Raw genomic sequence first — 12,051 nt, forward strand, 5'->3', positions numbered from 1 at the left:
GAGCCGACTGACATCTACCCCATCAAGCGAAAAACTATTCTTACCAACTAGCAGCCCTCTCACCAGATTTAACTTGTTCCCAAACGCGGTAATCTATCTTCTGATAGCTGTGCAGCACGTCGCGAATCCCAGTATGAATCAAATTTTCTATGTGCAGCAACTGCTCTGAAGAACAGCGAATCTGCACTTTTTGGTTGAGAGACTCACCGGAGTCGATCGCAATATATTTATTAGGAACTCGGCTGAGCACGTAAGCAATCAAATCCTGCCGCAAGCCCCAAGGGGAAAAAGCTTCTTGGTAAGGATACTTGGGATAAGACCCCAAGATAATTTCTACTTCCTCTGTCACTAAAGCCAAGGTCATATTGACAAGATTTTTCTGCATTTTACCCGTCCTAAAACACTACTTAACTAATATTTTTCCCGTGCTATTTGTTCGGATTTTTCCTTAATTATAGCGCGATAATACCGCACGTTTTTCTTTAGGAATAACTAGATCCAACTCAGAACTAACCTCTTCTATAACCCGCAGCACGTAGCACGGAATCTTGTCTGATAAAATAGCAGTTGCTACGGCGCAGGTGTGAATTTCTAAGACTGCTTCTACCGCAGCTTTAAACATCAGTCGCTCTCCCGGAAACACCACCCTTTCAAAGTACCAATTAGGAATGTTCCCAATCCGAATTACCTGAATTTGGTTCGTAGTATTTGGGTAATAGCACAAAATGTGGTCGCTATCTTTAGAAGATACCCGGTCTAACATTTAACAAATCTCCACAATCTTTCAAAAACTTATGCTGTGGCATCAGTTAATCGAAAGCACCATCCCTGACCCCGACTCCCCAGACTGCAGGTTTTTTCTTCGGCAGCGGGATACTGCTGAGAGTGTGACCTTCAACTGTAGAACCTAAAACAAACAATATCTAAAAAATCTGAGGGAATTATGAAGACTATCATTTTTTTTTGATGAATATACTTTTGCCCCAGCAGGCATTACCGCACTAGCGCAGAAACCCGGGTTTTTTACCTAATCTGTCGGCTGCAGACTCTGTAATTCGTGAAAAATCAAGGTGATTGCCGCCCGCGCGCCAGTCCTAAAAAAAACTTCGCTACATTCGACAGTCCGGGTTTTTAACCGGTGCTTGACGCAAGTCTCGGTAACTTCAACAACAGTTATTCTGCGCGTTAATAATGTAGAGTTCGCTCAAATTTACCCGCCACAAAAAACCCGGACTCCCCGAGGTTATCTGTGGAACTTCTGGGGAATCAGGGTTTCAACTAACCAATCACCCGATCTCAAAGCTAAATCAAAAAAATGAGGAAATTCTGAAAACAGCCGAATTAGGATTTTCCTGGACGCAGAAACCAGATTTATTAAGATAATGGCGTGATTTTTGCAAGGAAATTACCGCGATTTGAGGGGGTTTTACCTTGATATTGTCGCTTTTTTCCGAGATTATTAGCTAACTTTTTTCCCCTTCGCTTTCAAACGGTCCAGGCACCGTGAAATAGAAACTGCTGCCTTCAGAGACAACACTTTCGGCCCAAATTCTGCCGCCGTGCTGCTGCACAATGCTGCGACAGATAGCCAAACCCAAACCCGTACCTCCTTTTTGGCGGGAGTCAGAAGCATCCACCTGTTGAAACCGTCCAAAGATAGTTTCTAGTCGATCGGCAGGAATCCCCCGACCCCGATCTTTGACTTCAAATAAAACCCGTGAAGCGTAGCTATCCCGTAGGGAATCGCCCAAATCTTCAACCCTGACAGTTACTGTACACCCGCTCGGCGAAAATTTAATCGCATTGCTCAACAAATTTACCAGCATTTGAACGATCCTGTCCGGGTCAGCCCAAACTTGTGCAGAAGAGGGCAAAACCGACAAATTAATTTGATTTTCAGCAGCCACAGACAGCACAGCTTCCGCAGACTTCCGCATCAAAACCTCCGCGTCGCACCACTGCTTAATAATCGTAACTTGGCTCGATTCTAGCCGCTCTAAATCGAGAATATCGTTAACCAAACGCACTAACCGTTCCGTCTGACAAGACGCGATTTCTAACATTTTTTCGGCAGTTTCCGGTCGATCTTTTAGCACCCCAGCAGCCAGCAAACCTAAAGAACCGTGAATTGAAGTGAGCGGCGTTCGCAGTTCGTGGCTGACAATGGAAATAAACTCATTTTTCATTTTTTCAATTTCCCGGCTTTCTGTGATATCCGTGACTGTGCCGACGTGACCGATTAGTTGACCTCGGTTGGAAAAAATCGGAGCTGTTTTTAGCCAACAAAACCTGATTGTTCCGTCTAGTTTGACGTGGCGAAATTCGCAGGAAAATACCTCTTCTAGCGATCGCGATTCCGACCATTTAGACCGAATTAGTTTAATGTCTTCCGGGTGAACAAACTGCATCCAGCCGTTTCCCAAAGCTTCTGCTGCTGTGAAGCCGCCAATTGCTTGACAGCGCGGATTTGTATAGGTACATTTCCCCCCTGCATCGATTTTGAAAATGCCCACGGGGGAACTCTCGCTCAAAGAGCGAAATAAAGCTTCGCTTTTCCGGAGTTCTGCTTGAGAAAATTCTAGTTCTCTGGTTCGCTGCAAAACTCGCATTTCTAACCGTTCGTTGAGCTGCTGGAGGGTGGCTTCAGCAAGTTTTCGATCGCTAATATCGCGCTGCACGGCAACCCAATGGGTAAACCCACCTTTTTCGCCTGCGATCGGCACAATGCTCAATTCTACCCAAAATTCCGTCCCGTCTTTGCGGTAATTGATCGAGTCAACCCGCACCGGCTGCCAGGTTTCCAAAGCTCTCCGAATCCGATCGAGACTTGCCCTATCTGTTTTTTCTCCTTGCAAGATGCGCGGCGTTTTGCCCAAAACTTCTTCTAGCGTATAGCCAGTCATCCGCGTGAAAGCTGGGTTGACATAAACAATTCGCGGGCCCGGTTCGCGAATCGGTTCAGCTTCGGTAATTAACACCGCGTCGTTAGTCGTGATGACTGCTGATTCCAACAGGCGCAACTGTAATTCTCCAGCTTTGCGATCGGTAATTTCTCTAACAGTCCCCACCATCCGCACTGCATCGCCCGCTTCGCTATAAAAAAACTTACCTTTCCCCTCAATCCAGTGAATGCTGCCATCAGGCCAAATCACGCGGTGTTCGTGACAGAAGTTCGATCGCTGCACTCGCGCCACATTCACAGCATTCTCCAAACTTTCTAAATCTTCGGGGTAAATGCAGGCCACAAAATTTTCATAATTTCCGGCAAAAGTTCCCGGTACCAAACCAAACAACTCTTGGTGTTCCCTCGACCAAACAATGCGATTTTGCTGCACGTCCCAGTCCCAAAATCCGATTTTGGTAGCCGACAAAGCTAAGTTAAGCTGCTGGTTGATTTTCCGCAACTCAATGCTAGCAATCGCCACTCGCAGTTCTCGGGCAATTTCAATTTCGCACTGCTGCCAAGGCAAAGATTTTAACCTCACAGTTTCTTGCCACAAATCAAAGGAAGTGCGAGGAGACATCAACCTGCTACCATCCGGTTTAAATTCAAGTGGCCACTCTGGTTGACCGGCCCAATTGACAGTTTGAATTGCTTCGGGACGGAACCACAAAATATAATAATTTTGCATTTCCGACAAAGCCATCACCAGCAAACCGCTAGCAACTTCTTTAAACTTCTGGGCTGGCGGATACAGTTTTGCTAGACAATCTGTATAAAAAATCTCATTATTTATTTGAGGTTTTATCCAAGCAATTAACTTTTCGATTTCTCCTAATTCAGGGGTTTTGCCGGTAGCCATCAAATTTTCATTGGCACACACAACTCCACCGGTAGCCCCCACCAAGGCCAGCCATGCCTCTGGGGATTTAAGTAAACCTTCTACAAAACAGTTTTCTTGAGAAAATTCTGCGATAAATTTACGGCAAATTTCTTTTAAATAAATTGCATATTTTCGATCTTCGCTATCTTGTTTGTAGTTTAGTTCTAAATTGATAAATTTGGCTAGTAATTCGCAAGTCTTTCTTGTTCGGTAGTTGAGATACTTTGGTGTTTGGTGGTGACAGGCAATTAATCCCCAGAGTTTTTGGTCTTTCATTAATGTCACAGTCATGCTAGCGCCAATCTTCATATTTTTTAGATATTGAAGATGGCAAGGAGAAACTGTTCTCAACAAAGAAAATTCCAGCTCCAGAGGGCGACCGGTCAGCGGATTGCAGTGAGGAATTAGTTGTACGGGCTGATAGTGAATATCGGGAATAAACCGAATTAAATTCATCGTGAACTGGTTTCTGGCCTGGTGGGGAATATCGGTAGCCGGATAGTGCAGCCCCAATAAAGGAGCTAAATTTTCTACTTTGTCTTCGGCGACGACTTTCCCGGCACCGGTGGCATCAAATTGATAGACGATCGCCCGATCGAAACCGATCGTTCTCCGCACTTCTTCAACTGCTGTCTGACACAGCGCTTGCAGGTTTGGCGTGTTGTGGATTTTGTCAATCTGCTGTTGAATCAAATCATCAGAATTGAAACAATCGCTAGCTTTGGGCGCAACAATCGGCTCTAGTTCCACAATTAATACTGAACTTGATTGATGCAGCGTTCCCTCAAAAATAGACTGGCGCTTTTGATTTTTGAATGATAATGTAATACGATTACGTTGAGAGCTGTTTCCCAATAAAGCTTTTTCAATAGCCTCAATTTCCTCACTTTTAACAAATTCCTGTAAAAAATGATCCAAAAGTGCTTCGGGCTCAATGCCGAGTTCATCAAAAGTATTGTTGCTAACTTGCAAAATTTTCAACACCGGAGATTCTAGCACCAACAAAATGCCGTGAGGTTGAATGGAATCCGGTGTGTAAATTAATTCGTATTCGCTGTCATTGATAGCGGCTTTGTCTGAGGGTAATACCATTACTTTCGTGTTTTTGTAAATATGTTTTTAAATGAGTTTGTGTTTTTGCCTGTCGGTCATATCCAGTCTGGTCTATTGACCGCAGTAATGCCAATTTCATAAAGTAGCGCTACATACTACCTCCCCCCAACCCCCCAAAGCATCGGGGGGCTATGACTTCATCCATAGCAAATCTTTAGAAAAATGGTATAAGGTTCGCGCGTGCGGACTTGCACAGGCTCAATATTGGGTACTTTTGTGGGCACGCGGGAACAGTATTTGTTATGGTAATCGACATACATGATATCAAACATTGATCGGCACGCATCCGAATCGCACAACCTAACCATCCCAAATCTCGGTGAAAGCTTGCATTCACAGTCTCGGACATCTGCTGCATCCTTGATTTGACAATTCCCTGAAAATCTTTGTACCTCGGGTTTAGCGTCGAGTTCGGATTCCCCTCCCATCCCCCTTAAAAAGGGGAGTAGGGGTTGACTTCGATCCGCCCTAAATCACCCGATCGTCCTAGGGATATGACGCTCTTGTCCCCCCTTCGATCGGAGGGCGCTGGGAGAATCGAGACTAAGCTTAACCCTGTGTCAGAGACAGTCTGTGTCTGAGTTGGCTTCGTTCCAAACGGTTCAGGAGGCGAGCAATCAATTCCGGTTCTACGATCGGCTTATTCACGTAATCGTCAGCACCCGCAACAAACATTTGGCGCACTATTTCCGACTCGGAATGAGCAGTCAAAAATAGGACTGGGAGCTTGCTCCAACGCAAATCGTTCCGTACTGCCAAACACAACTCAATACCGTTATAACCGGGCATTTCCACATCTAAAATTAGCAAATCGGGACAAGTGGTTTCGAGTACATCCCAGAATTTTTCTGGATTATCTAATGTTGTCACCTGAAATCCCCAAGGTTGTAGAATCACTTTCAGTACAGCCAATAGATGCACGTCATCATCTACCACCATAACTTTGGCTTCTGTAGAGTCCGTATGGTCGAGGAGTTGGGCGACTGCTTTGAGTATATCTGCTGCGGGAATTGATTTGTGTAAAAAGCCGGAAGCTCCCAAACGAGCAACTTCTATTCGATCGCTCAATTGATTGTGCCCGCTAAAAACCATCACCGGAATTTCGGGCTTTTCACTGCGGAGTTCGGCTAGGAGATTAAGTCCGTTTTCCTGAGTTCTCGAAAAGGTCAAATCCAGCAAAATCGCGTCGGGAGGCCGTTGAGAAATCGCATTTCTTGCCGATTGCGGAGAGTTTGCGACTTCTATCTCGAAGCCGGAACCGGAGGCTGCTATTTTTAGTCGATCGCTCTGCAAAGTATCATCATCAACGATCAGGATGCGGTATTGTCGGACAACCTCAGCAACAGGCTCGGTTTCAGGTTCCGGCGGGCGATCGAATACCTGTTTGAGCAAATCCAGAAATTCCTCCATCAGCTCAGCATTCCCAGGTTTCAAGACATTTTCAGCCTTAAACAAATGTTCGATTTTGCGCGCCACTTCCGAACCTTTCGGCAGCCCTAAAGTTCCCAAAGAACCGACTAATTTATGAGCTTGCTCCTGAGCTTCCCGCCGCAGTTCGTCCTCCAAGCTTCCGCTTTTGAGTTGACCGATCGCGCGATCGAATATCGCCACCTTTTCGCTAAAATCGGCTTTTAACTTTTCCCTAATTTGGGCGATCGCACTCAGGACTTTCAAGTGGCGCTCCTCATTATTTAATTCCTGATTCTGCCCGCTGGATTCAGCAGATAAACTCTCTTGACTTCTAGTAGTTTCTGCCGTTTCCTGGAGAACTTTTTGGTTCTCCATATCCTCCGGCAGACTTTTGAGCCGATAGCCCAATCCGTACACAGTTTCGACTAAATCTACAGTCATCCCGGCTGCTTTTAATTTGTGCCGCAACCCCTTAATGTGAGCGGTAACGGCTTCTTCTTGAGGAAATTCGCCGGACGACCAAATGCGATCGAGCATAGCGCTGCGACTGAAAATGCGCCGGGGATTTCTCAAAAAAAGTTCCAACAAATTGTACTCTTTAGGAGTCAAATGCAGCATCTTTTCGGCATAAGTGACTTCCGTAGTATCCGGGTTGACTTGCAGTTTTTCCCAAGTCAAATTTGTACTCGACAAACTTGCCTTACCCCGGCGCAACAAAGCCCGAATGCGAGCAATTAATTCTTTCAGATTGAAGGGTTTGACCACATAATCATCTGCACCAGCTTCTAAACCTTCAACTAAATTGCTGCTGCTATCTAGCGCCGTCAGCAGTAAAATCGGCATTTTGCAGCCGGAGGATCGCAATTTCCGACACAAACTAATACCGTCTAATTTAGGAATCATCACATCCAAAACAATCAAGTCGTAATCGTAAGCCCGCGCCAAATATAATGCTGTTTCACCGTCGGTCGCCGCATTCACATTGTAATTGTGAGCGTTGAGCGATTGAGTTAACAAATTAATTGTAATTGCGTCATCTTCTACTAGCAAAATTTTCATAATTATCACCTTTTAATTAAGCTATTCGTGGAATTTACGATCAATTTTTGCGGCTTTCAATAGCCTGCATCATGTCCAATGAAATCATAACTTCTTGATACCTCTCGAACAATTCTTGTGGAGCGGCGAGGATGCTCTTTACAGGCTTTTTATGAGAGGTCTTTTGTATCTCTAGTCCGATTGGTCTCGATGGGAGCATACCCACTAATCTCCCTCAACAATACTCACTTTGAACACTATTCTGCGGGGTTATTCCCGTCACACAATAGAGCGGCACGGCACAAGATATTAAGTTGACACCCATGTTCAATAGCCTTTTCCAACTCTTATTTTAATTTGTTTCACCTCGCTCCAACAAATAGTATTTTTTCGACAGTCAACATATAAGATTTTATTATGCTTGTAATATTGAAAAAAAATATCTTTTTACCATATTTTTGCTAAGATTTTAGGGCTTTTTCGACTTCAGAGCCTGCTGAATTTTTTCGATCAGATATTGCGAAGAATTTTGTTGCTTAACTATTTCTTCTAATTCAGAAACCGCGATTTCTGCGTGTTCTATATCTTTAACTAAAGAATGGGCTGTAGCACTTTTCTTGACACCTAAAGATTCTTTAGTATCTATAAATGAATTAGGATTTTTTTCTGCTATTAATTCCTCCAATTCTAACAGCGCCATTTCGGCACGATCGATCTTGATGGTCACGAATTTTGCCACATTAGCACCAGCTCTTGCCGCCTCCGTGAGTTCGTGAACGCGAAGTTTAAACCGGCTGGCAATTTGCTCTATTTGAGTCCCCAATTCAAAAGTTTTACTTGCCAGTCGGCCAATTTCTAAACTCACTTGACCAAGACCGTTGGGCTTGCGTTCCATCTGATTGGTAACTACAGCTACCTGTACTGCTAAATGCCTGACTTGTTCGATCGCCTCCCGGATAGTTCGGGAAGTACGGTTAACCGTTTCTAGATCGTTAGCTATGGCTTTGCCAACTCCCAAAATTTTATCTGTATTGTTGCAAATAGAATTAGCACCTTGAAAAGTAGCTTGAAATGCTTGGCGACCCTCCGACGAAATCAACTTCGCAATTCTCACAAATCGCCGATTCATTTGAGCAATTTGTTCGGCTTGTTTTACCAGTGCCAATTCCTGAGAACTGGGAGTATTTTGCGATTTTTCTGTTTCCATAACTTGGGATTGTAAAAGCTGATGATATTCGCGAACTTGGGCTTGCTCTTTTTGAATTATCGCCAGATGTTTTTGTTTTTCTGCTCGATATTTTTGAATAATTTTGTAAGCTTGCGCTAAATTTTTAGATTGCGCTATTACCAGAGTTTGAACATCCAAAAGGCGGAGTGTGTGGTTTTTCATTACCACAATAATTGGTTCATAAATCAAGTCTTTTTGCCTGTTGAGAGAGGCTTGCACGGCATCGTCAATTTTCCAGTTTTCCTCCATCACCAAAGGCGGAATTCTGATAAAATCTAACAAAGCTCGAATCGGGTGCTGCCCGTAAAGTTCTACGCGATCGGGAAGAATCATTTGCTCTCGAAATTTGACACGAGAAATCATTCCCAACACCTGCGATTCGTGAGTAATAATTACTCCCGGCAGGTCTGGTTCTTGCTCGAATTTTTCAGCCACTACCTGTGCTAGAGTTGCAGCACTCACTTGGCAGTGGTGAGACGGCAGATGTCCGATCGTGAAATCGGGGGTGAGTTGAGTTGGATTGCTCATTTACCCGGATAGTGTTAAGTAGAAGTTAACAAATTATATATTGATATTATACTGGAATAAGATTGTTTAAAGTAATCACAACTATAGGGAGAAATGTACTCTCCCACTCGCGGGCCTGATGAGAGCCAGCCTTCTGATTACTTTCATCTCAAGTCTTTGGGAGCGTTCGCGCCTGCTGCGCCCCGGTTTCGTCCCTAAAATATCGGGCTCGATCTTGTGTTCTTGAAAACAACCGGAAAAATACCTAGATTGAAACCAAAAAGCTTAAGTCGAACTTTGCCACTAGCAACCTTTGAGGCTGCTTACCAGTTGTTACAGCAAATGGCTGAACTCCCGGGGGCGATTTGGCTGGCGGACGATGCTCCTGCCTTTACTGAAAATCGGGAAAACTCGTCGGAACGGTTTGCAGCAGTAATATCAGATGGGTTTAGCGCGCTGCTGCGGGGGAAGCCATTAGATGCTGCTGCAACAAACGAACGCAAACACAGCGAAAAATATCTCAATTGGCAATTAAATGTGGAGTTGACTTTCGAGCCAGAGGCGATCGCAAATTTCCTCTCTCCCATAGTAGCAAAAATCGCCAAAATAACGCCAGGAACCAAGGGAAAAATTAATATTCGTACCCTCAAACAAGCCATTAAAAATATACAGCCAAACTCGGCCGTTATTCAAAGCGAATTTACCCTAAATTTGCTGGATATTCTCGCAATCGATGCCAGCAAAAATAATCACCAGCCCCTACAAGCCCAAACGGAAATAGAGGAAAATTCCGCGCCCCAACCGATCGCTCCCGAAACACTACAGCACCAGATGACCGAAGTGGGCGATCGCGCAGAAGAAATGCCAAATTCCTGCATTCAATTTTATCAGCCAGTGGAAGATGCTTTGCAGCAGCAGCTCGCACAAGAGCGACTGTTGAATCAGGTGACAACTCAAATCCGCCAGAGTTTGGAATTGCCTGTCATTTTGTCAAAAGCAGTTTCGAGAGTGCGAGAGTTTTTGGATGTAGATCGCCTGTTAATTTATCAATTTGAAAAAGTGCCAGCCTCTCCCGATGGCAAATTAAGTAAACAAATACTGGCAGAGGTTTCTGCGTCTGGCGAAGTAAAAGAAAATTCCCAGTATTTCTTGTATTTAGGTCGCGTTACCTACGAAGCTTTAGCCAGCGACGCTATCTCGTCTGTACTAAATTTTAGTGAAGGTGCCGAGTGTTTTCCCGATGGAGTCATCGACAGAGAAAAGTATCGCAAAGGTTTGGCTTTGTGCGTCACGGATGTCGAAAAAACTTACTCTTCGCACCCTTGTTTTTTAGAGTTGATGCGGCGGGCTCAGGTGCGGGCGAAATTGCTAGTGCCGATCGTAGTTCAAGACGACTTGTGGGGGCTGCTAATTGCCCACCAGTTTACTGTGCGGGAGTGGGAAGAAAGCAAAATAACATTTTTGCGACAAATAGCAGAACATTTGGCGATCGCCATTTACCAAGCCGAACTTTATGCAGAAGTTCAGCAACAAAAGTACACCTCAGAACAGCGCGTCATAGAGCGCACGCGAGAACTGCGCGATGCACTGGTCGCCGCCCAGTCTGCCAGCCTTGCCAAGAGCGAATTTTTGGCAGCTATGAGCCACGAATTGCGGACTCCCCTCACCTGCGTCATCGGCATTTCCGACACGCTGTTGCGGTGGTCTTACGGCAAAGTTGGCACCAAACAAGTGCCGGTGCAAAAGCAGCGACAATACCTGCAAACTATCCGAGATAGCGGCGACCACTTATTAGAATTAATCAACGATATTTTAGATTTATCGCAAGTAGAAGCGGGGAAAGCAATCTTAAAAATTAGTGAATTTTCAATTTCTAAATTAGCTTCCCAGAGCCTGCACGCCCTCAAAGAAAAAGCTGCGGCTAAAGGAGTAGAATTAATACAAGAACAGCGGGTCAAACAAGAGTGCGATCGCTTCACCGCAGATCCGCGCCGCCTGAGACAAATTCTGTTCAATCTCTTAGGAAATGCGATCAAATTTACTCCCGAAGGCGGGCGAGTCATCCTGCGAGTTTGGGTAACAGAAGATAAAAATCAAACGCCAGCAGTGCGACAGCCCGGTACTGCACCGGCAGGTAGCACCGCTGTGTTTCAAATCAAAGATACTGGCATTGGAATCCCCGAAAATCAGCGATCGCTCTTGTTTCAAAAATTCCAGCAATTAGATTCTCCCTACCGCCGCGAATACGGCGGCACCGGTCTGGGATTAGCCTTAACCAAACAGTTAGTAGAGCTTCACGGCGGCGCGATCGAAGTCAACTCTACAGTTGATGTAGGCTCTACCTTTACCGTTTTTATACCGAGTCAAACTCAAAGCAAAGATGAATCCACAAAATTCAAATATGAAAAATCCAATTCATCTTTACCGCTGCACTCCTCCTCCCTGCGAGGCAGCATCGTGCTCGTCGAAGAAGATGAAGAAACTGCCATGCTCATTTGCGATATCCTGACAGCAGCAGGACTGCAAGTAGTGTGGATGATTGAAGGTTCGGCAGCCGTAGAACAAATTGAACTTTTGCAACCGAATGCTGTGATTGTAGATATGCGTTTACCAGGGATGAATGGCTGCGAAATAATCCAACAACTGCGCCAAAAACCAGCTACTGAAAATCTCAAAATCCTGGCTTTAAGCGCCCAGGAAATTCCTGCAGATCGAGTATCTTTCGTGACAGCGGGAGCTAACGATTGTTTGGCTAAACCGATTCACCATCAGCAATTGCTAGACAAAATTCTTTCTTTAATGGTGGGGATTGGTAATGGATAATTGGGAATTGGGAATGGGGCATTGGCCCGCGCAGGTCATTGGGCGGAGCGAAGCGGAGGGATGGGGCGAGCGCGAAGCGGAGGGATGGGGCATGGGGCGGAGCGAAGC

6 protein-coding genes are annotated in these 12,051 nt (G+C 45.1%); 1 reads left to right on the plus strand and 5 read right to left on the minus strand.

Annotated features, from left to right (window positions below; translation table 11 throughout):
• Positions 1–40: 40 nt before the first annotated feature.
• The 5 genes from AACV78_RS20590 to AACV78_RS20610 form a co-directional block, all read right to left on the minus strand.
• On the minus strand, positions 41–385 hold the full coding sequence (locus AACV78_RS20590) for a late competence development ComFB family protein (protein WP_194008929.1): 345 nt from the start codon (positions 383–385) through the stop codon (positions 41–43).
• Between the two features lie 63 nt (positions 386–448).
• Positions 449–763 (minus strand): DUF1830 domain-containing protein, encoded by a 315-nt coding sequence (locus AACV78_RS20595; RefSeq protein WP_194008928.1) that lies wholly within the window; start codon positions 761–763, stop codon positions 449–451.
• A gap of 700 nt (positions 764–1,463) precedes the next feature.
• On the minus strand, positions 1,464–4,916 hold the full coding sequence (locus AACV78_RS20600) for a PAS domain S-box protein (RefSeq protein ID WP_194008927.1): 3,453 nt from the start codon (positions 4,914–4,916) through the stop codon (positions 1,464–1,466).
• 570 nt (positions 4,917–5,486) lie between these two features.
• Complete coding sequence (locus AACV78_RS20605; protein WP_194008926.1) at positions 5,487–7,406, minus strand: response regulator; 1,920 nt, start codon at positions 7,404–7,406, stop codon at positions 5,487–5,489.
• Positions 7,407–7,854: 448 nt separating this feature from the next.
• A complete protein-coding gene (locus tag AACV78_RS20610; RefSeq protein WP_194008925.1) occupies positions 7,855–9,141 on the minus strand; it encodes a CBS domain-containing protein in 1,287 nt (428 codons plus the stop codon).
• A 249-nt stretch (positions 9,142–9,390) separates the two neighbouring features.
• Here AACV78_RS20610 and AACV78_RS20615 point away from each other — a divergent pair, with 249 nt between their 5' ends.
• Positions 9,391–11,943 carry a hybrid sensor histidine kinase/response regulator gene (locus tag AACV78_RS20615; RefSeq protein ID WP_194008924.1) on the plus strand — a complete coding sequence of 851 codons (2,553 nt, stop codon included), beginning with the start codon at positions 9,391–9,393 and terminating at the stop codon, positions 11,941–11,943.
• Positions 11,944–12,051: the final 108 nt, after the last annotated feature.

The sequence above is a fragment of the Tychonema sp. LEGE 07196 genome, assembly GCF_963890365.1.
In the GTDB taxonomy this organism is placed as follows: Bacteria; Cyanobacteriota; Cyanobacteriia; order Cyanobacteriales; family Microcoleaceae; genus Microcoleus.

What these genes read in the sequence shown, in the direction of transcription:
- AACV78_RS20590 (WP_194008929.1), bottom strand. Translation starts at nt 385, where the DNA reads ATGCAGAAAAATCTTGTCAATATGACCTTGGCTTTAGTGACAGAGGAA.
- AACV78_RS20595 (WP_194008928.1), bottom strand. Translation starts at nt 763, where the DNA reads ATGTTAGACCGGGTATCTTCTAAAGATAGCGACCACATTTTGTGCTAT.
- AACV78_RS20600 (WP_194008927.1), bottom strand. Translation starts at nt 4,916, where the DNA reads ATGGTATTACCCTCAGACAAAGCCGCTATCAATGACAGCGAATACGAA.
- AACV78_RS20605 (WP_194008926.1), bottom strand. Translation starts at nt 7,406, where the DNA reads ATGAAAATTTTGCTAGTAGAAGATGACGCAATTACAATTAATTTGTTA.
- AACV78_RS20610 (WP_194008925.1), bottom strand. Translation starts at nt 9,141, where the DNA reads ATGAGCAATCCAACTCAACTCACCCCCGATTTCACGATCGGACATCTG.